At 48.5% G+C, this 25,369-nt stretch carries 21 protein-coding genes; 10 read left to right on the plus strand and 11 right to left on the minus strand.

What is annotated here, in order from left to right; translation table 11 throughout:
- Window position 1: 1 nt before the first annotated feature.
- A complete protein-coding gene (gene trmL, locus NE473_RS17750; RefSeq protein WP_006771111.1) occupies window positions 2-496 on the plus strand; it encodes a tRNA (uridine(34)/cytosine(34)/5-carboxymethylaminomethyluridine(34)-2'-O)-methyltransferase TrmL in 495 nt (164 codons plus the stop codon).
- A gap of 93 nt (window positions 497-589) precedes the next feature.
- Here trmL and NE473_RS17755 read toward each other — a convergent pair whose 3' ends face one another.
- From NE473_RS17755 to rbr, 5 genes are all read right to left on the minus strand, one after another.
- Window positions 590-1,996, minus strand: a complete 1,407-nt coding sequence (locus NE473_RS17755) for a HAMP domain-containing sensor histidine kinase (RefSeq protein WP_006771110.1) — start codon at window positions 1,994-1,996, stop codon at window positions 590-592.
- 259 nt (window positions 1,997-2,255) lie between these two features.
- A complete protein-coding gene (locus NE473_RS17760; protein ID WP_055652284.1) occupies window positions 2,256-2,675 on the minus strand; it encodes a hypothetical protein in 420 nt (139 codons plus the stop codon).
- Between the two features lie 375 nt (window positions 2,676-3,050).
- Window positions 3,051-3,761: a response regulator gene (locus tag NE473_RS17765; protein ID WP_006771107.1), complete on the minus strand. Its 711-nt coding sequence runs from the start codon at window positions 3,759-3,761 to the stop codon at window positions 3,051-3,053.
- 12 nt (window positions 3,762-3,773) lie between these two features.
- Window positions 3,774-6,173, minus strand: a complete 2,400-nt coding sequence (locus NE473_RS17770) for an endonuclease MutS2 (protein WP_055652283.1) — start codon at window positions 6,171-6,173, stop codon at window positions 3,774-3,776.
- Between the two features lie 183 nt (window positions 6,174-6,356).
- Window positions 6,357-6,950: a rubrerythrin gene (gene rbr, locus NE473_RS17775; protein WP_039890473.1), complete on the minus strand. Its 594-nt coding sequence runs from the start codon at window positions 6,948-6,950 to the stop codon at window positions 6,357-6,359.
- 377 nt (window positions 6,951-7,327) lie between these two features.
- Here rbr and NE473_RS17780 point away from each other — a divergent pair, with 377 nt between their 5' ends.
- Both NE473_RS17780 and NE473_RS17785 read left to right on the plus strand, forming a co-directional pair.
- On the plus strand, window positions 7,328-8,644 hold the full coding sequence (locus NE473_RS17780) for a S1C family serine protease (protein ID WP_022030606.1): 1,317 nt from the start codon (window positions 7,328-7,330) through the stop codon (window positions 8,642-8,644).
- A gap of 45 nt (window positions 8,645-8,689) precedes the next feature.
- On the plus strand, window positions 8,690-9,637 hold the full coding sequence (locus NE473_RS17785) for a 3'-5' exoribonuclease YhaM family protein (RefSeq protein WP_022030605.1): 948 nt from the start codon (window positions 8,690-8,692) through the stop codon (window positions 9,635-9,637).
- Window positions 9,638-9,720: 83 nt separating this feature from the next.
- Here the strand turns inward: NE473_RS17785 and NE473_RS17790 are convergent, their stop codons facing one another.
- Entirely contained in the window at window positions 9,721-10,683 is a 963-nt protein-coding gene (locus NE473_RS17790) for an Rpn family recombination-promoting nuclease/putative transposase (protein WP_055652282.1), read from the minus strand.
- A gap of 290 nt (window positions 10,684-10,973) precedes the next feature.
- On the opposite strand from NE473_RS17790, the gene NE473_RS17795 reads away from it, so the two are divergent.
- The 7 genes from NE473_RS17795 (at window position 10,974) to NE473_RS17825 (ending at window position 19,966) form a co-directional block, all read left to right on the plus strand.
- Window positions 10,974-11,477, plus strand: coding sequence for a PIM8 family immunity protein (locus tag NE473_RS17795; protein WP_055652281.1), 504 nt, complete (start codon window positions 10,974-10,976; stop codon window positions 11,475-11,477).
- 43 nt (window positions 11,478-11,520) lie between these two features.
- On the plus strand, window positions 11,521-12,294 hold the full coding sequence (locus NE473_RS17800; RefSeq protein WP_055652280.1) for a sugar phosphate isomerase/epimerase family protein: 774 nt from the start codon (window positions 11,521-11,523) through the stop codon (window positions 12,292-12,294).
- Window positions 12,295-12,360: 66 nt separating this feature from the next.
- Window positions 12,361-12,789 (plus strand): hypothetical protein, encoded by a 429-nt coding sequence (locus tag NE473_RS17805; RefSeq protein ID WP_055652279.1) that lies wholly within the window; start codon window positions 12,361-12,363, stop codon window positions 12,787-12,789.
- Between the two features lie 222 nt (window positions 12,790-13,011).
- Entirely contained in the window at window positions 13,012-13,725 is a 714-nt protein-coding gene (locus NE473_RS17810) for a response regulator transcription factor (protein ID WP_006771096.1), read from the plus strand.
- Window positions 13,697-16,183, plus strand: a complete 2,487-nt coding sequence (locus NE473_RS17815; protein ID WP_055652278.1) for a histidine kinase dimerization/phospho-acceptor domain-containing protein — start codon at window positions 13,697-13,699, stop codon at window positions 16,181-16,183. The genes NE473_RS17810 and NE473_RS17815 overlap by 29 nt, the downstream gene beginning before the upstream one ends.
- 187 nt (window positions 16,184-16,370) lie before the next feature.
- Window positions 16,371-17,510 carry an N-acetylglucosamine-6-phosphate deacetylase gene (gene nagA, locus NE473_RS17820; protein WP_055652292.1) on the plus strand — a complete coding sequence of 380 codons (1,140 nt, stop codon included), beginning with the start codon at window positions 16,371-16,373 and terminating at the stop codon, window positions 17,508-17,510.
- Window positions 17,511-17,734: 224 nt separating this feature from the next.
- The gene (locus NE473_RS17825) at window positions 17,735-19,966 is read left to right on the plus strand and encodes a YARHG domain-containing protein (protein ID WP_055652277.1); all 2,232 of its coding nucleotides are present in this window, start codon (window positions 17,735-17,737) and stop codon (window positions 19,964-19,966) included.
- Between the two features lie 163 nt (window positions 19,967-20,129).
- Here NE473_RS17825 and phoU read toward each other — a convergent pair whose 3' ends face one another.
- From phoU to NE473_RS17850, 5 genes are all read right to left on the minus strand, one after another.
- On the minus strand, window positions 20,130-20,792 hold the full coding sequence (phoU, locus tag NE473_RS17830; RefSeq protein WP_022030597.1) for a phosphate signaling complex protein PhoU: 663 nt from the start codon (window positions 20,790-20,792) through the stop codon (window positions 20,130-20,132).
- 48 nt (window positions 20,793-20,840) lie between these two features.
- Window positions 20,841-21,605, minus strand: coding sequence for a phosphate ABC transporter ATP-binding protein PstB (gene pstB, locus NE473_RS17835; RefSeq protein WP_006775498.1), 765 nt, complete (start codon window positions 21,603-21,605; stop codon window positions 20,841-20,843).
- An 18-nt stretch (window positions 21,606-21,623) separates the two neighbouring features.
- On the minus strand, window positions 21,624-22,526 hold the full coding sequence (gene pstA / locus NE473_RS17840) for a phosphate ABC transporter permease PstA (protein ID WP_022030596.1): 903 nt from the start codon (window positions 22,524-22,526) through the stop codon (window positions 21,624-21,626).
- Window positions 22,519-23,454, minus strand: coding sequence for a phosphate ABC transporter permease subunit PstC (gene pstC / locus NE473_RS17845; RefSeq protein ID WP_055652460.1), 936 nt, complete (start codon window positions 23,452-23,454; stop codon window positions 22,519-22,521). Before pstC ends, pstA begins: the two co-directional genes overlap by 8 nt.
- A gap of 95 nt (window positions 23,455-23,549) precedes the next feature.
- Window positions 23,550-24,482: a phosphate ABC transporter substrate-binding protein gene (locus tag NE473_RS17850; RefSeq protein ID WP_022030594.1), complete on the minus strand. Its 933-nt coding sequence runs from the start codon at window positions 24,480-24,482 to the stop codon at window positions 23,550-23,552.
- Between the last annotated feature and the right edge of the window lie 887 nt (window positions 24,483-25,369).

Genomic DNA, 25,369 nt, shown 5'->3' on the forward strand with positions numbered 1-25,369 from the left:
TATGAATGTTGTATTACTGGAACCGGAGATGCCGGCCAATACCGGCAATATCGGAAGAACCTGTGTGGCGACGGGGACGAAGCTTCATCTCATCGAGCCGTTGGGTTTCAGACTGAATGACAAGCTGATCAAGAGGGCCGGACTGGATTACTGGGATAAGCTGGATGTGACGGTTTACTGCGATTACCAGGATTTCCTGGAGCGGAATCCCGGAGCAAAGATTTATATGGCTACGACCAAGGGGCTGAAGGTATATTCTGACGTGGAGTATGAACCGGACTGCTTCCTGATGTTCGGAAAGGAGAGCGCCGGTATTCCGGAGGAGATTCTCCTGGAGAATCAGGAGCAGTGTGTGAGAATCCCCATGTGGGGAGATATCCGCTCTCTGAATCTGTCCAACTCCGTGTCGATTGTACTGTATGAGGCACTCAGACAGAACGGGTTTGAGAAGATGACCATGCAGGGACAGCTGCACCATCTGCACTGGAAAGAATAGGCAGGAATAAGGAAGGCGGAACGATTGATGATATTATCGTTCCGCCTTCTTTTTAAATAAAGATTCTTTCTGAAATTTAAAAATAGTAATGCATTAAAGATTGGTGGATTTGGGAAGGCTGAAAATAAATTCTGTCCCCACGCCCTCGGTACTGACCACATCGATATTCTCCCCATGGGATTGAATGATCTCCTTCACAATGGCAAGGCCCAGGCCGGTTCCTTTCTTATCCTTTCCACGAGACAAATCTGATTTGTAAAACCGTTCCCATATCTTCTTGATACTGTCCTTCGGGATTCCGATTCCGGTGTCTTTCACGGAGATGAATATTTTTTCATATTTTCCGGAAGCCTGAATGTAAATGGTCGAATCGTGATGGCTGAATTTGATGGCGTTGTCGATCAGATTGTACATTACCTGCTGAATCTTTCCCAGATCGGCGTAGACCATCTGAATATTGTTGGAGAAGGTCAGATCAAAATTGATGTTTTTCTCCTCGCACGTTCCCTCGAAGGAAGCCGCCGTGTCCTTAATCACCCGGTTGATATCAAAATTCGTGCGGTTTAAATATCCCTTGCTGTCCAGTGTGTTCAGCGTCAGCATCCCCTGTGTCAGCTTGTTCAGCCGTTCGGTTTCTGTGATTACCCGCGTCAAGTACTTTTCATACATTTCCGGAGGGATCGTTCCATCCAGAATGGCCTCAAGGTACCCCTTGATAGAGGTCAGGGGAGAGCGGAAATCGTGGGACACGTTAGCGATAAACGTCTTCTGGTACTCTTCCATCTTGTTCAGTTCGTCTGACATGTAATTTAAGGTAGCCGCCAGATATCCCATCTCATCTCTGGTATTAACATCGATATGATGGGTCAGGTTCCCCTGCGCGTATTCGTTTGCTCCTGCTGTGATTTTTTTCAGCGGAAAGTAAACGGTTTTTGTAAAGACGAGAAGGATAATCAGGGAAAAACCGAATACGACGGCCAGCGTAAGGTATACAATATTTAAAATACCGTCTCTTGTGTTCTGCAGGACGGACAGGGGCATGTGGATGACGACATAGCCGTAAGTCGTGTAATTCCCGGTGATGGGGGCATGGACGCTCAATACATCATAAGTGAACTGGTCATAGAAGGTACCGATGGTATATGATTTATTGCCCGCCGCTGTTGGATCGAAGCGGTCAATGACCCGTCCGGTCCTCTCTGACTGGTCGCTGTCTACCACGATCTTTCCCTGACGGTCGATGATCCAGATCTGGGAGTGAAGGTAGTGGGCGGTTCCTACCAGCTGGGGATAGGAGGAGATCAGATCCATATCTTTTCCATGGTACATGCCGCTGTAGGTGGAGGCAACCTGATTGGCTTCGTCGTACAGCAAATCCGCCTGCTCACGGATTAAGTATCGCTCTGTCATTCGGGAAGACAGGGTTGCGATGGAAGCGAACCCTAAAAGGCCGAAGACCAGGTAGCCGAGAATAAACTTGTAATAAAGGGAATGAGTCATTGTGATTCTCCATTTTCATTGATCTGTATGTTCAATCCGCCGGAACGAATGAGGGTGGCGTCCGGTGTTAAATTAAGTATAATACTTTTTGGCGATTAAGTCACTACGGATTTTTGAAGGAACCGGATGATCTGAAACGCTTAATGGCAATGAGGGAAGGAGAAGGACCGCAAATCACAGGGATCGCATAAAAGGAATGCTCCGTCCTTCCGGAAAAGATTCCGGCTGGCGGAGCATGTCGTGTGTTCTGAAAATCGGTTTACTTTGCAGGCTGGATATCGGTGACAATGGTATCAAGATTGTCCGGTGTGGGTAATCCGTTGGTATAGCTTACTGTTATTTTTTCTCCGGATTTTATGTCTTTATATTTTTCGCTCTGTGTCTCATCCAGAGTAAAGACATATGCTTCTTCGTCATCGTCTGCTACGACGGTAATCATAAAGCCTTTGTTTTCCTCCACAACTCCGGTAACAGTGCCTTCGCCCTCCTGGGAATCTCCGGTGGAAAGATCAGCAGCATCAGCTTCAGCGGTGCTGGCATCATTCGTTCTGTCTGCGGCGGCGGTAGTTTCCGTCTTTGCAGCAGCAGTTGAAGCAGAGCCCCCGTTTTTTGCTGAGCATGCAGCCGCGGATACTGTGAATACCAGGATTGCAGCGATGATGAATAATTTCTGTTTCATAATAATCCTCCATATGTTTTTTATTTACGAGGATTAGACGCGGCAGAGACGTAAAAAGTTGCAGAAAATGAAATATGTGTTTTATTCAGTGATTACCATAGCAGGCGGAGTTATCCACAATAATGTGGAAATGTCTGTGGATTAATTGTTAATATCTGAAAATTGTAAGCTTATGGATGTGGAAGATACAAAAATGGGGATTGAGAGTGTGGATAACGGAAAGATGTGTGGATAAACATAAAAATACGGAAAGATAGAGCGATATGAGAAAAAATATGGTAAAATAAAAACATGGGCATCAGGAAATCTGATGCCCATGTACAGCTGTATTAACAGATACTTAAAAAGCGTGTTCCGATCCTCTAATATATGGTCTTACCGTTTCACTTCAAATTTATAACCAATCCCCCATACAGTCGTCAGCGCCCAGCTGGCATGATCTTTAATCTTTTCCCGCAGACGTTTGATATGTACATCCACGGTTCTGGTATCTCCAATATATTCATATCCCCAGATGTGGTCCAGAAGCTGTTCTCTGGTAAAGACCTGGTTGGGCGAAGAGGCGAGGAAGTAAAGCAGCTCCAGTTCCTTCGGCGGCATCTCGATGGAATGGCCCATATAGATGACGGAATAGTTGGTCAGGTTTACGATCAGATCGGGATATTCCACGTAATCGCCCTGCTGGTCAGTCTGGGCAGCTGCCGGCACGGCAGGCTGCTGATAACGGCGGAGCACCGCCTTGACTCTTGCCACCAGTTCCTTAGAGTCAAAGGGCTTGATCATATAATCATCGGCGCCCAGCTCTAAGCCCAGCACCTTGTCGAAGACCTCGCCTTTTGCGGACAGCATGATGATGGGAACCGGGGACTGAGCCCGCATTTCCCGGCAGACAGAATAGCCATCCATGCCAGGAAGCATCAGATCGAGAAGAACCAGATTCGGTTTAAATTCCGGAAATACCCGAAGCGCCTCTTCACCGTCGTTTACAATAATCGTTTCAAAACACTCTTTTGTTAGATAAAGAGAAATCAATTCGGCGATGTTATTATCATCGTCAACGATCAATATTCTCTGTTTTTCTGCCATAGTCCAATCCTCCTATTTAAAAGTGACGATCGTTACGCCGGTATCCCCCTCGCCGAATACACCCAGCCGGAAATCTTTGACGTACTTCAGTTTTTTTAGGTGCTTGTGAACCGCATTCTTAAGTGCTCCGGTGCCTCGCCCATGTACGACACGAACGGAAGGCAGGTGAGCCAGATAGGCGTCGTCTAAGTACTTATCCAGCTCCGGAATGGCCTCGTCGGTGGTCATTCCGATCAGATTTACCTCCGGAGAGATGGTAAAGGACTTGGACATGCGGGCAGAGCTGCTTCCGCTTCCTGTCTTTTTCTTACCATTGCCGCTTCCAAGAGTGGGGCCTGAGACAGACTGCTCATTTAACAGCTCCAGATCGCTCAGGTTGACGAGAGAGCGGAGAATTCCCATCTGTACATATAAATCCCCTTTGGAATTGGGGAGAGAACTTACTGTTCCATTTAAATTCATGCTGAGAACACGTACGCCGTCGCCCAGCTTTAACTTTTTCGGATCGATGGACTGTTTCGGCTCTTTCGTCTGATTTTTTAAGGACAGCGAGGAATCTACTTCCTTTAGCTTGCCGCGGATACGGGCACGCTCTGCCTCCAGTTCTTTACCGACACCTGATTCGGAAGCCAGCTTGTTAATCTGGCGGATCGTCTGGTCTGCAGTATCTTTTGCATCCCGCAGAATCCGCTGCGCCTCCTCTTTGGCGTCACGGATCATCTTGTCGCGCCGCTCATCGAGACGTTCTTCCTTCTGAGTCAGCCTGGCCTTCAGTTTTTCTACTTCCATCTTGTAAGACTCGATCTGAATGCGTTCCTTTTCAATCGTGACGCGGTTCTGTTCCAGATGGGTAAGCAGATCCTCGAAGGTTTCATCCTTGGCTTCCAGATGCGTTTTCGCGTCCTCAATAATATAGTCGGGAAGTCCCAGCTTCGATGAAATGGCAAACGCATTGCTTTTGCCGGGAACTCCGATCAGGAGACGGTAGGTGGGCTGCAGCGTCTCCACATTAAATTCACAGCAGGCATTTTCCACACCGGGGGTGGTCAGCGCAAATACCTTCAGCTCGCTGTAGTGAGTCGTTGCCATGGTACGGCATTGCATATTGTGTAAAAATGACAGGATGGCGATGGCAAGCGCCGCGCCTTCGGTAGGATCAGTTCCGGCTCCCAGCTCATCGAAGAGGCAAAGCGAGCGGCTGTCGGCCTGCCCCAGGATCTGTACGATGTTGGTCATGTGGGCAGAGAAGGTACTGAGGCTCTGCTCAATACTCTGTTCATCTCCGATATCTGCAAATACCTCGTCAAAGACGGAGAGTTCGGAACCGTCGAACGCCGGTATATGGAGTCCCGCCTGACCGATGAGCGTAAATAACCCCACGGTCTTTAATGAAACGGTCTTACCGCCCGTGTTGGGGCCGGTAACTACCAGCAGATCGAAATCCCTGCCTAAATGCACCGTGATGGGAACGACCTTCGACGGGTCTAAAAGCGGATGGCGTCCGTCCTTGATGTGAATGATTCCCTGTTTGTTAAAACGGGGCTCACTGGCCTGATAATGCCGGGAGAGCGCCGCCTTGGCAAATATAAAGTCCAGTCTGGTGAGAACCTCGAAATCGGTCAGAAGTTCGTCCTGATACGGGACCAGCTGATTGCTTAGATCGGCCAGTACCATCTCGATCTCTTTCTGTTCCTGGATTTCCAGGGCACGTAAGTCATTGTTCAGCTTAAGGATTGCCATAGGTTCGATAAAGAGTGTGGAACCGGTGGAGGACTGGTCGTGAACCATGCCCGGGACATTGGACTTGTGCTCGGATTTGACGGGAAGACAGTATCTTCCGTCGCGCATGGTGATGACCGCATCCTGTAAATAGGTTCGGTTGGAATTCAGGATAGAATTCAGCTGAGTGTGAATCTTGTCATGAATATTCTTCATGGAGCGCCGGACGTGGTGAAGACCCGGACTGGCATCATCGCTTACTTCCTCTTCGGAAAGGATACAGCGCCTGATCTCCGTATTTACCGGGGTCAGTGGTTCCAGCACGGAAAAAAACTGCTCCAGAGAATCCTCCGGAAGCTCTGAATCCTCGTGCCGCCCGTATGATTTGGCGCGGGCCGCGGTAGTAAGTAAGGAGCTGACGGAGAGAAGTTCCACGATACCGAGGGAACTCCCCACCTCCAGCCGTTTTAAGGAGGCGCGGATATCTTTGACGCCTCCGAAAGATATGCCGCCTTTCTGGCGCACCCTGGTAACTGCGTCGGTGGTCTCCCGCTGAGCAGTTACGATCTCATCGTAATCGATGGAGGGTACCAGCCTGCGGCAGAGTTCTTTTCCTGATTCACAGGAAGCGTACTCTGCAAGCTGAACTATTATTTTATCGTATTCTAACGTTTTTAATGCTTTCTGATTCATGATTTCCTTTCTCTGTTTCCAATATAATATCAGACGATGGCGGACAGCCCTGATGGGCGGTAGTGATTACAGTATATCATAAATACAGTATGGCCTGCAATCATATAAATCTTCAATCTCGCCGCGTTTAAGCCGTTGGATTGGAACGAAACCATAAATCAGAAAAGCGTGCTGCAGGGGATCTTATCTGAGAAATGGTGAGAGTTCCACACGAACGAAATATCCCTGTTCATGATGACAGACAGGGCAGGCTTTCGGGGCCTGAAGGCCATGGTGGATATGGCCGCAGTTTAAGCAGATCCATCCGGTCTCTGCATCGGATACAAAGAGCTTATTCTGCTCCATATAGTCGGCAAACAGCTGAAAGCGGTCTCCGTGTACTTTCTCTATTTCAGAAATGAGGGAGAAGGAGGAGCTGATCTGCAGAAAGCCTTCCTGCTTCGCCACTTCTGCAAAATTTTTATAGACATCCTGATATTCCTCATATTCATTGTGGCGTGCGGACTTTAATAAATCCACAGTCTGATCGTATAAGTCCACCGGGTAGCCGCCGTCGATGAAAATGGTCTCGCCTTGTAATTCTTTGAGATATTGATAGAAAATCTCTGCATGCTCTTTTTCCTGCCCTGCAGTATAGGAAAATACGGCCTGTATAACCGGAAGTCCTTCCTTTTTCGCCTGGCTGGCCGCAAACGTATAGCGGTTTCTGGCCTGGCTTTCTCCTGCAAAAGCACGCATCAGATTTTTGACTGTCTCACTGTTTTTTAAATCACTCATTGTAAAGTCCTCCTTGGATAAATTTTCATGTGATACCAACAGTGTCCCTCTAAATCCATATTTTATACTACTTGGCAGAGACTATTCACGTCCAGCCCGGCCTCCCACAGCCCGCTTCGGCTCCGATGCATTCCCCGGCGCATACTGTGACTTTGCAGGGCATTAGCAATTCTGCACGTTTAGAAGTGCTTATGCCCGAAACCGGAACTGGAGGGGCCGGGGAATGCACCGGAGCCGAAGCGGGCTGTGGGAGGCCGGGCTGGATGTGAATAGTCACATTTGGTTGACTGCAGTTCGCTGTGTTTCTTATCTTTTCCTTGCATAAAACAGAGAAGAAACGTATAATAGGTTTAGGTCTTCTGCAAAGGAGGGTGTGTATGCCGGATAAAAGCGGGCCAGATGATAAAAAGACGGAACCGCGCCGTTTTATCAGCGAGAAAATTGTGAAACAGCCCAGAACAAAGAGAGAGATCATGAGAAGGGCAGTCGCCCTTTTATTAACTGCGGCCCTTTTTGGAATCGTCGCGGCAGTTACTTTTGTTGTTTCCAGACCGGTGGCGGAAAAATACCTTGGAAAAGAAACTACAAGGGAGACTACTCCGGTAACAATACCGAAGGATGACCCGGAACCATCGACGACGGAGGAGACCGAGCCGACTCAGGCCACCACAAAGGAGTCTGAGCCCATCGAAGATCTTTTGGAGTCAGCAATGAAAAAGTATCCGTTCAGCATCGATGATCTGAATACCCTGTACGGGAATTTAAGAGCGGTATCGTTAAAAGCGGGAAAAGGAATCGTGACGGTTCATTCCGTTAAGACGCAGACAGACTGGTTTAATAATCCGGTCGAGAATTCAGGTCTTTACGCGGGAGCGGTAATCTCCTCGGCTAATGAGGAACTGCTGGTACTGACACCGGAAGGTGCAGTTGAGGCGGCGGATTCGATTCGGGTGGCATTTTCAGACGGTACGGAGGTTCAGGGAACGATCAGACAGACGGACAAGCTGTCAGGCATGGCAATTGTGAGCGTTCCGACTGCAGAACTGGGAAGAGCGCTTTTAGAGGAAGTTAAGGCGATTGAACTGGGGAATTCCTATTCCGTAAAACAGGGAGATCTGGTAATTGCAATCGGAGGACCAGCCGGCATGGTGCATTCCACCTGTTATGGTTTTGTATCCTATATAGCGAAGAATGTTCAGATGACGGATGGGATGACCCGTATCATTTACTCTGATTTAAAGAGCAATGCGGCGACAGGAACATTCCTCATGAACACGACCGGTCAGATTATCGGCTGGGTGACTGACGAGTATAAGAGCGAAGGCAGCGAAGATATGACTGTTGCCATGGCTATCTCTGACTACAAGAGCATTCTGGAGAAAATGAGCAACGGCAACGCGTTCCCGTACTTTGGCATCAAGGGCCAGGAGGTCAGCGCGGTCATGAATGAGAGCGGGATGCCGCTCGGCGTTTATGTGGTGGATGTGAATGCAGACAGTCCTGCCTATAATGCAGGGATCCAGTGCGGAGACATTATTACGGTTATGGGCGGTGAGAATATCGTTACCATGAAGGATTTCCAGGTGAAGCTGGAGGCGTCGACACCGGGAGAGGTATTACCGGTAACGGTACTCAGAAGCGGCAGAGATGAATATAAAGAGATTGAATATCAGATAACCATAGGAGCCAGGTAATCTTCCTGGCTTCTGTGACGCTTAAAAAGGATATGGAGGAGAACAATGAGATATATAGAGACATTTCGGGAAGGGATGCATGTATCGGATGTATACTTATGTAAGAATAAGCAGATAGCCCTGACCAAGGCAGGTAAAGAATACGGGAATTTAATCTTACAGGATAAGACGGGTACCATCGATGCAAAGATCTGGGACTTGAGCTCTCCGGGAGTGGGGAATTTCGAGACGATGGACTACATCTATATCGACGCGGATGTCACCATGTTCCAGAACTCGAATCAGCTGAATGTGAAGCGGGTCAGAAAAGCGGAGGAAAGCGAATACATACCAGGGGATTATCTTCCGGTGTCCGCTAAAAACATCGGTGAGATGTATGAGGAACTGACCGGACTGATTAAGTCGATCCGGACTCCCCATTACAGAAAACTGGCAGAAAGCTTTTTTGTGGAAGACAAGGCTTTTGCAAAGGCATTTCAGTTTCATTCTGCGGCAAAGAGTGTTCATCATGGGTTTGTAGGAGGCCTTCTGGAGCATACACTGAGCGTTGTGAAATTATGTGACTATTACGCAGGGTATTATCCGCTGATTAACCGTGATTTGCTGCTCACTGCCGCTATGTTTCATGATATCGGCAAGACGAAGGAGCTCTCTGTATTTCCCGAAAATGATTATACGGATGACGGTCAACTTCTGGGGCATATCATCATCGGTACAGAGATGGTGTCAGAGCGGATTCGTACAATTCCGGATTTCCCGGCGAAGGCTGCTACGGAGCTGAAGCATTGTATTCTTGCTCATCATGGAGAACTGGAATACGGTTCACCGAAGAAACCGGCTCTTTTAGAGGCGCTGGCATTAAACTTCGCGGATAATACCGATGCCAAGATGGAGACTATGATCGAAGTGCTGAAGGGTGCGGGAGATAATAACGGCTGGCTTGGATTTAACCGGCTGCTGGAGACGAATGTGAGAAAGACATCAGAGTCCTGATATATAGAAGTGCAGGAAGTCCTGTTATAAAGCACAGCTGAAAGGAGCAGCAGCCGGAAACGTACGGCCGCTGCTCCTTGCTTTTACAGATGGTAATGCTGGAACAGCTGCCTGCGCAGCTGTTCATTCCCTGAGATCTCCGCGATGAGATCCAGCCGGTTTTCTTTCAAAAGGCTGGAGATTAGGCTGGCCATACGGACTTCCCCTTCTTTTTCCCCCTCCCTCTTTCCATCTGCAATCAAATCATCGATCGCCTGACACATGGTATACCCCTCCTCTCGTCCAGGAGCGGCTAAATACTTCATCAGCCGCCGGTTTTCACCCAAAAGGCCCATGACTGCCGTCAGGGCATTATCATCCAGCATGGATATCTGGTCATGGTTTGACGTGATATAGTTGTAAAATTTACTCTTGTCTGTACTATATTTTAGCATACCGAAGACCTGTTGTAAACCCGTTTTGTAGAGGCTCAGATTTTCAATTTTTCTGATATCGACAAGATTGATGCGGTAGTCGGGAAGAGCGGCCAGAAGATCCGGAATATATTCCGTGGGACCTCTTAAATCCAGCATATCGTAGAGACTTTTTGGACCATCCCATGGATCCTTTCCACAGTACAGGACCAGTGTAAGGACAGGCTGGAGTTTGTCACGGCGGGTGATGCCGGACAGAAATTCCGGGCTTTTGGCAAGATCTTTCTTTTTCCTGTGTTCCTTTTGAATCTCTGTAAGCTGTTCCGTATAATCCAACGCATCATAAGTCAGGCTTCGAATGGGCATGCCGTAATGGATCTCTCCCTGAGCCTCGCAGCCTGCAACGATAAAGCAGGCGCCTATGGATGCTTTCATCGCGATATCGCGCCGCCTCTGAATTGTTTGTTTCCTGCCGCTGCGGTTCGTTATCGCGATTCCGGATTCTGTAGATACCGGTGACAATAATTCCGCTTTTAAAATCTGTTTTCCATGGAAAATCTCGGCATTATACAGGTCCGCAAAACGGGCCGGGTCCTGCAGCAGCTTTTTAATATAAAAATCCTGTCTGGGCACACTACCATTCCTTTCTCATTTTAATTTGTTGTAGGTTCGTCATGGAAATGCCGGCAGAAGTGCCAGAGATACATGAGTGATAAGATGGATAAAATCCCATAATTAGACTGTGTATTTCAGTATATCATAATCGGGCTCTAAAGACAAGAAAAAACTCTTTATAAGAGTGAAAAATACTGCCATATTAATTGCAACTTTCTGGGCGATGAGTTGAAACCTTCTGCAAACCATGGTAAACTGAACGAAAAGGGATTTAAACAGATCGTTGATCAGGCAGGAAACAGGTGACGATGCAGACGATAGACTTTCGGCTGCATCATATTGTGCGGTACTGTGGTTTGGAGAGGGGGAATGCATTCGCTGTGAGTTTTGAAGAAACATTTCATAAAATAAAGGGTATCGAAAAACTGCTCCAGCTTAATCCGCGGTTTTACGGCTGGTGCTATTTTGGAAAGATTCATTCTATGTATCTTTACAGTGATTACGATTATGAGGAGTGGTTAGAAATTCAGAATCTTCGGATGGTGATGGAGTCGGAGGACAAGGAATACCGCGTGACTCTCTTTTTTCGGGATGTCACTTCCTTCTATCTGGCGCAGTCTGCAGGGATCAGTGGATTTGAGATCGAATGCAGCGATGATCATGCCTTTGGAGACCGGAGGAATTTTCATGTGTATGATTTTGAGGAAGGGGATATCCGGTTTTACTGCAGAGAGATAGAGATAGAAGAAGTCGTGAACAGGGAAATGATAAAGAAAAAGGAAGAGGGCGCATTGGCTTATCACGGTGATTGAGCCATTGGAACAGGCAGCCGGGAGGCTGGAAGGAGGATCGGATATGGAGTTTGGCATGCCATTTTTGATGGAAACGGATACTCTGGAGGGGTGTGCCCGGCTGTGCAGCCAATTGGGACTGGATTTTATAGAACTGAATATGAATTTTCCTCAGTGTCAGCTGCCGGAACTTTCGGCAGACCGGCTGCGGCGGATTATGGATCAGGAACATCTGTATTTTACGATCCATCTCGACGAGAATCTGAATGTCTGTGATTTTAATCCAAAAGTCCGGCAGGCGTATCTGGAGACCGCCGTAGAGACAATCGAACTGGCAAAGGCCATTGGAGCTCCTGTGATCAATATGCACCTTGCAAAGGGAATCTATCTCACGCTGCCGGGGAGAAAGGAATATCTGTTTAAGCGGTATGAAGAGGAGTACCGGAGACATATTGCGGAATTTGGAGAGATGTGCCGGGACGCAGTCGGTGACGCGGCGATACATATGGCGGTTGAAAATACGGAAGGATTTATGGTACATGAGAGGAAGGCACTGGAACTTTTATTACAGCAGCCCTGTTTCGGGCTGACACTGGATATTGGACACAGCCATGCCGCGGGGAATGTGGATATTCCCTTTTATCTGGCGTATGAAGACCGGCTGATTCACATGCATGGCCACGATGCAAAGGGTAAGAGCTGCCATCTGGCGTTCGGTGATGGAGAGATCGATCTGGAGGAACGGCTTTTGATGGCAGAAAAGGCAGGGGCCAGAGTGGTTCTGGAAACAAAGACGATAGAGGCGCTGATGAAGACCGTATCATGGCTTCGGAAGTGAGCGGCGGCAGAAGGGGAGATTATGAAGGACATTCTCAGGAAATGTTAGAGCCTGGAGTATCATCAATTGAAGCCGAGAGCCATGGACGGAGAGTGGTATCTTGAAACGACGCTGTTTGCCAACTATCACAACCTGGAGGTGGAGGAATTGTTTGCATTGCCGTTGGAATGTTTATTGCGGAACCTGCTGTTGAGTACAGGTGCAATTGATTTCTGTATGGACAGCAAAGCGATTCTGGAAACATTCAGCAAGAATTATGAAATCTTTAATCTGCCATATTTATTTGCAAGTTCGGAGACGTACCACTTATGTTTCTATCCTGGTGGGGCTTGTGCTGGTCACGTATATTCCGGCTGTCAGCATGGCGCTTCCGACGATGGCCGGTCTGGTCAAATAACAAAAAATCAAATATGGTTTTACGCAGTTGAAAAACCGTCTGACACAGTGAGTGTGTGGCAGGCGGTTTTGTGTGGCTCCAAACCTGCTGTCCGGTGACTGCAAACGTTTTTAAATAAAAGATTTAGAATTTCTTTCGTTTTACACGTCGTTCATTTTAAGATTGCCCATATATCCTAGTATTGCAGGCAGGAAGGGAAGAATTATGCGTGTTTGTGGCATAATACAGAGAGGCAGGGCTTTTAGGAACCCGGCGTTCATGATATACTGTAGTTTGAATCTGTATCAACCATAAAATATCAAAAAGCGAGGAGAGATACCATGGAAACAAATCACATTCTGCTGGTAGAAGATGATAAGGAGATTAGAGAAGGAGTCGAGATATATTTAAAGAGCCAGGGCTATGAAGTATTCCAGGCGGCCGATGGAATCGAGGGCCTTAAGATTCTGGATCAGGAAGAGATACATCTGGCTATCGTGGATGTGATGATGCCGAGAATGGATGGCATTACCATGACTGTCAAGCTGAGAGAAAAATACGACTTTCCGGTTATTATCCTTTCCGCAAAGACGGAGGAGGTCGATAAGATCATGGGACTGAACATCGGCGCCGATGATTATATATCGAAACCCTTTACTCCGATGGAGCTGCTTGCAAGAGTCAATTCCCAGCTGAGACGGTACAGAAAGTACCTGGATATGCTGGAGGCAAAGGAACTGAAGGAAAAGAGCAATATTTATGTCATTGGCGGGCTGGAGCTTAATGAGGATACGGTAGAGGTGACCGTGGACGGAAAGCCGGCGAAGCTTACGCCGATTGAATTTAAAATACTTGCTCTCCTGATGAAAAATCCGGGTAGGGTATTCTCTGCGGAAGAGATATACGAACGTGTGTGGAATGAGCGGGCGATCAACACGGACACCATCATGGTACACGTGAGAAAAATCAGGGAAAAGATAGAAATTAACCCGAAGGAACCCAAATATTTAAAGGTGGTGTGGGGAGTTGGATACAAAATTGAAAAACAGGCATAGAATCAGCGCGCTGCTGTCCGTTCTTATCGTAGTGGCGGCGGCTGTTATCATGACGGGATTGTACCCGTTTTTTGAAAAAGAGGCGGGACGCCATGAGGAACCCGTATATGAGGATCAGGCGTTTTTGCGCCATCTCGTCTTTGGCAATTACGTGCTGGATTTGGAACAGTCCCAGTATGAAAACGGTGTGGTGATTTCACCTTTCGAGCAATTTTTTCCGGAAGGCGCCTATGAACTGAAAAACGGATCTATGGACGGATTCGGGGCGCAGGCATCTGCGGCATCGGAAGGGACGGATCAGCCGGAAGATACGGATCGGCCGGAAGGTGAGGCGGCAGCGGAGACGGACAGCCGGACATCGCAGGTGACCGCGTCGGCAGCGGGGCAGAACCCTGCGGTATCAGGGGAAAGCATCCCCGGTGCAGATGCCGATGTCCATGCGGCGGACGAAGCCGCAGTTTTTGCAGGGGAAGATACCATATCTTTCCCGGAAGATATCAATTATGACGCTCTCACGGACGAGGAGAAACGTTATATGGCCGAGGAGCGGCAGGAATACCTGCGCAATCTCCGTCAGAACTGCATGATGGAATACGAGAGCTGGAACCGGTATTTTGGAAGTATCAGGAATTCCATAGATTATCAGGTGCTGGATGATAACGGAAGCATTCTGATGAATTATGCAAAGAACAGAAACATCTTATCCGACGACGATTATGTGTTCCGCGTTGTGATGCATTACGACGACCAGGGACGGATGGATGTGATGCAGCTGGGGGGAGAGGACACAACATATCTTCTGAACGTGATTCAGAAGTTCGGAGAAGTCGATCCTATGGAAGAGTATTACTGGGAGCAGTACAGCCATGAACCACAGCTAAAACTGGAGAATCCGAAGAACATCACATTTGCCTACGCTATGACGGAGCAGCAGCTGGCCGAGTATTCTCTGGCGAGAAGCTCATCCTGGAAGTCCTATTATAATTCGGGAATCGTAGCAAACGTATTTGCCGGCCTGGGAGTTTTTGTGGCATTAGCTGCGTTTCTGTTATCCTGCTGCGACGTGACACGGGCGGATGACAGCAGGGTGTTCCGGGCTCCTCTTGGAGTTGTCCTGGGTGTTGGGGCCGGAGCGATCGGCTTTGGCTACAGTCTGACCAGCCTGGTGGCTGTGACCAATCATGGGAGCCTGTATTCCGGGCTGATCCGTGCCAATTTCCTGCCGAAGGCAGCGGATATGATGGTGAAGCTGTGGAACGTATTCTGGTGGTGTATTCCGTTTGCAGTGATCTACTGGGCCGTCCTTTGTATGCGGGATGTGTTCCACATCGGATTGAAGCGTTATATCAGAGAACGGACGTTATGCGGACTGTTTTACGGCTGGTGTGCAGGACTCTTCCGAAGGCTGTATGCGTTCCTTGGAAGCATCAATCTGCAGGATCATTCGGACAGGACGATATTTAAGATTGTCGGTGTGAACTTTATTATTCTGGCTGTATTATGCAGCCTGTGGTTTTTTGGAATCGGCGCACTGATTATCTATTCGTTTGTGCTGTTCCTGGTACTGCGTAAATACTACCGTGACCTGACCCGGAAATACAGAATCCTGCTGCATGCCACCAATCAGATTGCCGAGGGTAATTTGGATGTGACGATTTCCGAAGATCTCGGTGTGTTTGAACCGTTTAAAACTGAGGTACAGAAGATTCAGAGCGGATTCAAGGTGGCGGTGGATGAAGAAGTGAAGAGCCAGAAGATGAAGACGGACTTAATTACCAACATGTCCCATGACTTAAAGACACCGCTGACAGCGATTATTACTTATGTAAATCTGCTGAAAGATGACAACGCGGTGCCGGAGCAGAGAAAAGCTTATATTGACGTGCTGGAACAGAAGTCCATGAGACTGAAATCATTGATTGAGGATCTGTTTGAAATCAGCAAAGCCAACAGCAACAATGTGACGCTCAATCTGGTCAATGTGGATATTGTGAGTCTCTTAAAGGAGGTAAGCCTGGAACTGAGCGATAAGATCGAAGAGTCTACCATCGATTTCCGGTGGAATCTGCCGGACGAGAAGATCGTCCTGCCGCTGGACAGCCAGAAGACATACCGGATTTTCGACAATCTGCTGACCAATATCATGAAATACGGCATGCCGAATACCAGGGCATATATCGATATGAAACGGGACGATGGCGGAGTGGTCATTACCATGAAGAATGTGTCGGCCAGCGAGCTGAATTTTAATCCGGAAGAGATAACGGAACGTTTTGTCCGCGGCGACCAGTCGCGCAATACGGAAGGCTCCGGCCTGGGGATGGCGATTGCCAAGAGCTTTGTGGAACTGCAGAACGGGAAGATGAATGTTGAAGTTGAGGCGGATTTATTCCGTGTTATTATCCGGTGGCCGGTAGAGCAGAGTACGGCTGCGGAAGAAGTCAAAGAAGAACTGTAAGAAGAATTTATGAGATGCGGTCCGGCAGCCGGGAAGAACATTTCCGCCTGGTGGACCGCGTTTTTTATTTTCTGGGTCATTTTGAAAATTATTTTCAAAATGATCTTGAAATAGAGATGGGAACTGGTTATACTAAGGATGGCCGGACAGAAGACTGCCGGCGATAAGAAAGAGAGGGTGTATGGTCATGATAATACAAAGTAAAAAGGTCTGGATCGCAGGCCAGTTTATACCAGCTCAGCTCGAGGTCGCAGATGGAAAGATCACTGCGGTCCGCGAATATGGCGAAAGATCCGTAGATCAGGATTATGGAACCAAAAGGATTGTTCCTGGGTTTATCGATGTGCATACCCATGGAGCTTATGGATATGATACCAATGACGGGGAGCCGGAGGGCTTACGCAACTGGATGAAACACATACCGGAGGAAGGAGTCACCTCCATTCTTCCGACTACGGTGACTCAGATGCCGGATGTACTGGAGAAGGCTGTGGCCAATGTGGCATCGGTGGTGGATGATGGTTATGAGGGAGCCGAGATCCTCGGAATTCATTTTGAGGGACCGTATCTCGATATGGATTACAAGGGAGCCCAGCCGCCGGAAGCTATCGCACAGGCCCTTGTTGAGCAGTTCAAACGGTACCAGAACGCCGCTAAGGGACTGATTAAATATATTACGCTGGCTCCGGAGCACGATGCAGACTTTGCGCTGACAAAATACTGTAAGGAGACCGGAGTGGTAGTCAGCATGGGCCATTCGTCTGCAACCTATGAGCAGGCGCTGATGGGCATAGCCAACGGTGCGACCTCCATGACGCATGTATATAACGGCATGACGCCTTACCATCACAGGAAGCCGGGCCTGGTGGGCACCGCATTCCGGGTAAGAGATATCTATGGAGAGATCATCTGCGACGGCTGCCATTCCCATCTGGCTGCGCTGAACAATTACTTTACGGCAAAGGGCCGTGATTTCGTCATCATGGTGACGGATTCCCTGCGCGCAAAGCACTGCCCTCCGGGCGGAAGCTATCAGCTGGGCGGCCACGATATTGAGATCAGGGAGAATGGACTCGCCTATCTAAAGGGTACCGAGACGATCGCAGGAAGCACGCTGTATATGAACCGCGGACTTCGTATTCTGGTTGAGGATGCGCTTCTTCCATTTGATCAGGCTCTTAATTCCTGTACGATTAATCCGGCCAGATGTCTGGGCGTAGATGACAGGAAGGGAAAACTGGTGGCCGGTTATGACGCCGACCTCGTGGTGCTGGAAGATAATTACGATGTGGCACAGACGTACTGCAGGGGAACTGCGATGCTGTAATGGAGCTGTGCCGTTGATAACAGGAAAGAGAGACTGTGGCAGGCCGAGAAAGAACCGGTCGAGACGCCCCGGTCTCTCTTTTTACTTTTAATGTAAAAAAGCAGCATCAAAACAGGATTTCTTACGAATTCCAGAATATTCTGCAAAATCATGACGCCAAAAAGACTTTATAGTATAATGGAGAAAAGAAGAGAAGCGCGGTTTTACAGCGAGCGAGGTGTGATATGAAGAGGAACCTGTATTGGCTGCCCGTGGCTCTGGCTTTTCTCATCGGAATGGCCGCTGCGGGCTGCAGCAATAAGCAGAAGCCGGAGGAAACGGCTTCAGAGGAAGTCACTGCTGATACCCATGAAGAGGAAAGCGGGGAGCGGGAGACGGAGAGCCAGACTGCCGAAGAGACCCGGTCCTATCCGGCTGGAAGCAGGGAGGATGACTATATTCTTCCGGAGGCGCAGAACCATATCTATACGCAGGAGGAGCTGTCGGACTTAACCAGGGAAGAGCTTCGCATTGCCAGGAATGAGATCTACGCAAGGCACGGCCGTAAGTTTAAGAGTGATGATCTGAATTCATATTTTTCAGGGAAATCCTGGTATCAGCCTTCTGTCGATGGAGATGCCTTCGATGACAGTGTGCTGAATGAATCGGAAACCGGCAATTTAGCAGCCGTGAAAGCGGCGGAAGAGAATGTCCCTTCAGAACTGGTGACATGCCCTAAGATCGGCAAAGAGGATTTTCCAAGGATTGACGGTTCCACGGCGACGATTCCCCTGTCACAGGCCATTTACCGTCTTGCCGCGGATGCGACGGAGCGGGAGGCGGAACGGTTAATCCGGCATGATAAGACGACTCAGGCGTATTTAAAACTGATCCGGGATCAGGGAACGGATCTGGTTATCGCCTATGAACCCGGAGAGAGCGTTAAAAAACGTCTGAAGGAAGAGGGAGATAATCTGATTATCAAACCGATTGGCCGGGACGCGCTGGTATTTATGGCCAATCAGGGGAACCCTGTAAATTCCTTAACCGGAAGACAGGTGATCGATATCTATTCCGGTAACATCACGAACTGGAAGACGGTGGGAGGCAGCAGCCAGGCCATACGGGCGTTTCAGAGGCCTGTGGACTCCGGCAGCCAGAATCTGATGGAGAAGCTGGTGATGAAGGGAACTGCCATGGCGGAGGCACCGCAGGACTTCGTGGTTTCGGAGATGGGTGAACTGATTGAAAAGGTTTCCGCCTATGATAATACGGGGGAGGCTCTCGGTTATTCGGTCTATTATTATGCAAAAAACATGTATCAGAAACCGGAACTTAAATTTATGGCGGTCGACGGCGTTATGCCCTCCAGCGATACCATACGGGACGGAAGCTATCCTTATGTCAGCGATTTTTATGCGGCGGTCAGGAAGGATGAACCAAAGGATTCAAACGCGTACCGCCTCTTTGAATGGCTCACCTCAGATGACGGCCAGGCGCTGATTAATGCGCTGGGGTACGTGGGTGTAAGGGACGAAAAGAAGCTTCTTCCCCAGGGCTTTGAAGGGGAAGATGAGGTGTTTCAGGCGGAGATTCCGCTTTCAAAGGGTGAAGTCATACTTGCGGATGGAGACTATCTTTACGGTGAAAATGGGATCGCGGTGTTCGACCGTTCCATGAATCTGATGAAATTCATCAGGCATGTGGAGAGTCAGGCGATTTCCCCGTTTCTGGTCTGGGACGGCAGCGGCCTGCTTTCCATGCAGGACACTCTGACAGGCAATTACGGGCTTTATTCCGTCGCAGAGGAGCGATGGGTCTGTGAACCGGTGTACAGCGATATCTATCAGACAAAGGACGGCTATGGGCTGGAACATGCGGTATGGGTGGAGTCGGGGAGATCGGGGGAATGGCATTACACCTACGATTATGCGGATAAAAATGGAGCAATCACAGAAAAGGGCGTGCAGTCCGACAGGAAAATATGGGGAGAAGAGGGAAGTGAAGAGCTCTACTACGATGTGAAAGAGTTTATGGAGCACTACCCGGAGATCGCGATGGGACTGGAAGTGACATCGGAAGCCGTCTCCATTTATGGTACGGAATTTCAGGAGAACATTGCCGTGATAGAGAAGGGAAACCGGAACTATTACTATAATATGAGGGGAAAATGTCTCTTCGAGTTCGATAAGAGCGGACTTCCTGCCGGGAAAGAGCAGATGATGTTCCCGATTATTGTAAACGATCATGTGGCCTTTTTATCTGTCTATGATCCCGATGGGACAGATGTTTCCCGCGACTACATATACCGGGATGGCACTTTTGTGAAGACACTGGAATCCGGCAGTACATCCGGGAATGTCTCGGATATTGAAGAAGATTTTTATACCCGGACGGCCGGTAATTATCTTTATGTATACAATTATCAGGATGAACCATGTGCGAAGTTTCTTATGGGATACTATACCAGCGACTGACGGCGAGGCCAGTCATCCGGAGTGTGGTTTTCCAATTGCGAGACATGAGGAAACGATGAAATAACTGTGGAACTGCACGATTTATTTATAGAATCAGAGACAGGAAAGGTGCCGCAGGGGCATATCATTTAGACTCCCTGCGGCACCTTTCCTGTCTCTGATTCTATAGGATACGGACATTTTTTAAAGCACCGGTCTTTGCAAATTCCGTCCATTCGCAGACATTCACGGCGTGGTCTCCGATGCGCTCCAAGTATTTTGCGATCATCAGAAGATCGATGCACTGGTCGGCGTGGTCGGCGGACTGTTTTAAGAGATCGATCACATCATTTTTTACCTTGGTAAACAGTTCATCTACGATGTCATCCTGTTTTTCGATGGTCTTTGCGGCGTCGATATCCTGAGTGATAAAGGCGTCTATGGCGTTTCTCACCATTTCGCGGGCGGCCATGGCCATTCCCGGTATGTGACGCACGACATGGTAGACGTGTTCTCCCCGGATTCGAAGCACGAGTTCCGCGATATCGGAGGCATGGTCGCCGATACGCTCTAAGTCCGTGACTACCTTTAAGGCACTGGACACGACCCGCAGATCACCGGCCACCGGCTGCTGGCGGAGGATCAGGGAGAGGCAGCGGGCCTCAATGGAGCGCTCTAAGTCATTGATGGTTCGATCGCCGCGTATGATTCCCTCCGCCTTTTCAAAATCCTGGTCCTCAAATGCGATAAAGCACTGTTCGATGGAAGATTCCACCATAAAGCCCATCTGCTTGATGTCGTCGTTTAACAGCGTCAGCTCGTGGTCATAATTGATTCTTGTCGTCATTTTAAGTAAATCCTTTCTGAAATTAAGTTTACATAAATTAAAAACAGATCATCCAAACCGTCCGGTGATATAATCCTCTGTCCTGGAATCCTTTGGAGAGGAGAACAGTTCCGTGGTAGCCGCGTATTCAACGACCTCGCCAACCAGGAAAAATGCGGTATAGTCGGCAATGCGGGTGGCCTGCTGCATGTTATGGGTCACGATTGCTACCGTGTACTTACTCTTCAGTTCATCCATCAGATCCTCGATTTTCAACGTGGATATGGGATCGAGGGCGGAGGTAGGTTCATCCATCAGAAGGACTTCCGGCTCCACCGCCAGGGCTCTTGCAATGCAGAGACGCTGCTGCTGGCCTCCGGATAAGCCGAGAGCGGATTTTTTCAGCCGGTCCGATACCTCATCCCAGAGGGCCGCGCCCTTTAAACTCTTTTCCACGATGGCGTCAAGTTCTGATTTGCTGTGGATACCATGGATTCTGGGGCCGTAGGCCACGTTGTCGTAGATGCTCATGGGAAATGGGTTGGGCTGCTGGAATACCATACCTACTTTTTTACGCAGAAGGGTGGTATCGACTCTCTGGTCGTAGATGTTTTCATTGTCCAGCAGGACCTCGCCTTCGATTTTTACATTGGGGACAAGGTCGTTCATACGGTTTAAAGTCTTTAAGAAGGTGGACTTGCCGCAGCCGGAAGGTCCGATAAAGGCGGTAATTTTATTGGTATACAGCTCCATGGAGATGTTTTTTAAGGCGTGATTGGTGCCGTAATATAAGTCCAGGCCGTTGGTTGCTATTTTTACTGTGCTGGTATTCACGATTCTCTAACCTCCTTGTTAGTAGAGTGACTTGTTGAATTTGTGGGATAAATATTTGGCAAGGCCGTTGATGGCGAGGACGATGAGGAGCAGGACCACCGCGATGCCGAAGGCCTGATCGTACTTGGCTTTCTGCATGGAGAGGTAGAGCTGGATGGTCAGCGTCCCGCCGGATTCAAAGATTTTTCCGAAAAAGTCCTTTGCCAGTAAGTAACCGCTTCCCGCGGTAAATAAGAGAGCCGCGGATTCGCCTACGATGCGGCCGATGGCCAGAATAACGCCGGTTACGATACCGGGCATGGCGCTGGGGAGCAGAATGGTGCGGATCATATACCATTTGGTAGCTCCGATTCCCAGTGCGCCGGAGCGGTAGCTGTCGGGGACTGTTTTAAGCGCTTCCTGGGTGGTTCTGGTGATAAGCGGCAGAACCATGATGGAGAGTGTCAGTGCGCCGGTTAGTATGGAATAGCCAAGTCCCAGCGTTGTGCCAAAGAATACGTAGCCAAACAGGCCGAAGATGATGGAGGGGATACCGGAGAGTGTCTCTGTGGTAAACTCAATGAGGCGGACGGCCCTGCCGCCTTTTGCGTATTCATTTAAGTAGATGGCGGCTCCCACACCCAGTGGAGTGGCGATGAGCAGCGTAATCACGACGATATATAAGGTGTTGACGATGTTTCCCAGGATTCCGAAGGTACCCCTGATTGTGCTGGGAACAGTGCTTAAGAATTCCCAGTTGATCTGCGAGATTCCGCGGAAAAAAACGTACCCCATAATTCCGATCAGAATCAGGATGGATATGGAGGCGCAGAGATAGATGAAAAAGGTAAGAACGGAATCGGATACCCGCGTCTGTCTGCGGCAGATGCTGTTATTTATAACAGAGTCTTTATGGAAGGGAACTGCGATCTCGTTAGTCATGCTGTACATCTCCTTTCTTTAAGAGCCTGGTCAGAGAAATATTAATGATCATAATAAATGCGAACAGGACAAGACCAATGGTAAAGAGCACCTGTTTGTGAAGACCTGCCGAGTAGGACATTTCCGATACGATCGCCGTCGTAAGGAAGCGGACGGAGTTGAAGGGAAGCGGGAAATTGACGGAGCTTCCCGATACAAGGCTGATCGCCATGGCTTCGCCGATGGCGCGGCCGGTGCCCAGAACGATGGCTGTTATAATACCTGATTTTGCTGCCGGAAGTACAACCTGGAAAATCGTCTGAATCTTTGTGGCTCCCAGAGCCAGAGAGGCGCTTCGCAGTTCCTTTGGAACGGAACGGAGCGCGGATTCGCTGATATTGATGACTGTGGGGAGAATCATCAGGGCCAGAACCAGGACTGCGGAGATTAAATTGGCACCGCCTGTGAACTGATGGGTTGTGGAGCCCTCGAAAATCTTAAGTTCCAGCTTATACATGAGAGGATTTAAGATCAGGATTCCCAAAAGACCATAGATAACGGAAGGAATCCCCGCCAGCAGTTCCACTGCCGGACGTACGATCCCTGCCAGCCTGGGCGGTGCCACTTCAGCGAGGAAAACGGCCGTCATGACGCCGATGGGAACGCCGATTAAAATGGCGAGAGCGGTTCCTGCAATGGAAGTCAGGATCACATAGAGAATACCAAAAGCGGGAACTGCGGCTTCCGGTTTCCAGACGGTGCCAAACAGGATGTCGATGATTCCTACCTTAAAAAGCGAGGGGGTACCGCTGATGATCATGTAAGCTGTGATGGAGGCAACCGCCAGAACGGCGAAAAAACCACAGACGGTAAAGATGATCTGCGCCGCATGTTCCACCGCAGATTTGCTGCCGCGTCCGGCAAAGATGGAGTAAGATTTCGGATGCATAAGATGGCTCCTTTCATTTATGCGGATAAAAGGAACGTAGTGTCTGTTACCCTGCTACGTCCCTTTTTATGATGTCTGTTTCAGCCGTCGGGCTTTTAGTTTGCCGGGATTAAACCAACGGATTTTACTAATTCGGTGCCTTCATCGGAGTAGATGTAGTCGAATAATGCTTTTACCAGGTCGTTCTGCTCGGAAATTTCTCCTTTGGTTGCCATAACGAACGGACGGCTTAAGAAATAAGATCCGGCTTTGATATTTTCAGGAGTTGCTTCTGTTCCATCCAGCTTTAAGGTCTTAACCGTATCGTCCAGAACGTCTAAGGAAACGTAGCCGATAGAACCGGGAGTGGAAGCAACCTTTGCCATAACTGCGCCGGTGCTGTCTAATTCATTGCTGTATTTGCAGGCGTCGGCCACATCGAGGATTTCCTCAAATGCGCTTCTTGTGCCGGATCCGGACTCGCGGCCGATGACTACGATCGGCTGATCAGTGCCGCCTGCCTCTTTCCAGTTGGTAATTGTGCCGTTATAAATGGAGGTCAGCTGATCTTTCGTTAAGTCTTCCACGGTGTTAGCCGGATCGACAACGACTGCGATACCGTCGATGGCTACAATGTTTTCGGCGATGCCGTTGGCTTTCTCTTCATCCTTTAATTCACGGGAAGAGTTGCCGATATCTGCGGAGCCGTTATTTACGGCTTCCACACCGGCACCGGAACCGACGAATTCAGCCTGAACCGTGATGTTCGGATATTTTTCCATGAAGATCTCACTGAGCGCGGTTGCAAATTTTTCCATGGAGGTGGAACCTACCATGCTGATGGATCCCTTTAAATCAGCGGAAGCTGCAGGAGCCGCTGTGGTTGTCTCAGCGGAGGCAGTACCTGCTGTGGTGGTCTCAGCCTCTGACTGTGCGGTGGTTGGCGCCGCGGTTGATTCGGTTGTATTGCTGCCGCATCCGGCCAGGGTTCCCATTGTTAAAACTGCCATTCCGGCAAGTGCAAGTGTTTTTACCATGTTCTTTTTCATAATTGTTCTCCTCTTTTTCTGATATGATTTCTTACATTTCTTTTTATCTGACATTTGGAGTATACTAAGGAATTGAATCAGAAGATATCAGGATTGAGTATAGGTTTTGTAAAAGATGTGTAAAGTTGTCGGATTAGAGGAGCTTATGAAAATGTTAAAGAGTTTTTCATACTTTTTAGAAAGGCTTTAGGCAAACAACAAATTTTGGACACATTTGCCGTGTATGATAGGTATCAGAAAGCCCGACAGGGATTGAACATAGAAGAAGCCATGGTCATAAAGATAAGCGCGCTTGATGTGACCGGCTTCGCCAAATTATTACGAACAGTTTACATAGATGAAAATGCCGCATGCAGAAACCCGTTCGGTTCTGTCTGCGGCATTTATCGTGTTTATGATTCTTTTATATACTTTGCCGCGCAGTGTCCGCCCGGAGAGCATGAATTACGGGATGCCTTTTGGGTATGATGTTATGATTGGTTATCAGCAGCCCATTCTTGTTTATGTGTAGTCTTTTGTAAACTGGGCTAAACCCCAATATAGACTACATATATAAATCAGATTTGTAAATACAATACGGCTTATATGTTTTGGTAAAGAGTATAAATGAAAGTGTTTTAAGCTGCATGATGAGATTCATAGTAAAAAAATCTTGCAAGTAATGCGGAGAAATGTTATAGTATATTTAAAGAGGAACAACCGCCCACAAGATGGGTTGGCCTAATAGTTGAATAGAAAATCCACCCTGCTACTGGTCAAGTTTGATATGCCCCCTGTCAAGTAGACAGGTGAAATATTTAAAACGAGGGGCTGATGAACGGCCACATTTTGTGGCCGTTTTTCTATGCACACCATTTTTCTTTATATTTTTCGATTCGCTTGTTTTT

Source organism: Hungatella sp. SL.1.14, assembly GCF_024460495.1.
GTDB classification, from domain to species: domain Bacteria; phylum Bacillota; class Clostridia; order Lachnospirales; family Lachnospiraceae; genus Hungatella; species Hungatella hathewayi.

Excerpts from the sequence above, each read along its gene's own strand:
- NE473_RS17795 (WP_055652281.1), top strand. The coding sequence starts at position 10,974 with ATGCAGACGATAGACTTTCGGCTGCATCATATTGTGCGGTACTGTGGT.
- NE473_RS17765 (WP_006771107.1), bottom strand. The coding sequence starts at position 3,761 with ATGGCAGAAAAACAGAGAATATTGATCGTTGACGATGATAATAACATC.
- NE473_RS17780 (WP_022030606.1), top strand. The coding sequence starts at position 7,328 with ATGCCGGATAAAAGCGGGCCAGATGATAAAAAGACGGAACCGCGCCGT.
- NE473_RS17825 (WP_055652277.1), top strand. The coding sequence starts at position 17,735 with ATGAAGAGGAACCTGTATTGGCTGCCCGTGGCTCTGGCTTTTCTCATC.
- NE473_RS17770 (WP_055652283.1), bottom strand. The coding sequence starts at position 6,173 with ATGAATCAGAAAGCATTAAAAACGTTAGAATACGATAAAATAATAGTT.
- rbr (WP_039890473.1), bottom strand. The coding sequence starts at position 6,950 with ATGAGTGATTTAAAAAACAGTGAGACAGTCAAAAATCTGATGCGTGCT.
- NE473_RS17810 (WP_006771096.1), top strand. The coding sequence starts at position 13,012 with ATGGAAACAAATCACATTCTGCTGGTAGAAGATGATAAGGAGATTAGA.
- pstA (WP_022030596.1), bottom strand. The coding sequence starts at position 22,526 with ATGACTAACGAGATCGCAGTTCCCTTCCATAAAGACTCTGTTATAAAT.
- NE473_RS17755 (WP_006771110.1), bottom strand. The coding sequence starts at position 1,996 with ATGACTCATTCCCTTTATTACAAGTTTATTCTCGGCTACCTGGTCTTC.
- NE473_RS17850 (WP_022030594.1), bottom strand. The coding sequence starts at position 24,482 with ATGAAAAAGAACATGGTAAAAACACTTGCACTTGCCGGAATGGCAGTT.
- phoU (WP_022030597.1), bottom strand. The coding sequence starts at position 20,792 with ATGACGACAAGAATCAATTATGACCACGAGCTGACGCTGTTAAACGAC.
- NE473_RS17785 (WP_022030605.1), top strand. The coding sequence starts at position 8,690 with ATGAGATATATAGAGACATTTCGGGAAGGGATGCATGTATCGGATGTA.
- nagA (WP_055652292.1), top strand. The coding sequence starts at position 16,371 with ATGATAATACAAAGTAAAAAGGTCTGGATCGCAGGCCAGTTTATACCA.
- trmL (WP_006771111.1), top strand. The coding sequence starts at position 2 with ATGAATGTTGTATTACTGGAACCGGAGATGCCGGCCAATACCGGCAAT.
- NE473_RS17760 (WP_055652284.1), bottom strand. The coding sequence starts at position 2,675 with ATGAAACAGAAATTATTCATCATCGCTGCAATCCTGGTATTCACAGTA.
- NE473_RS17800 (WP_055652280.1), top strand. The coding sequence starts at position 11,521 with ATGGAGTTTGGCATGCCATTTTTGATGGAAACGGATACTCTGGAGGGG.
- pstC (WP_055652460.1), bottom strand. The coding sequence starts at position 23,454 with ATGCATCCGAAATCTTACTCCATCTTTGCCGGACGCGGCAGCAAATCT.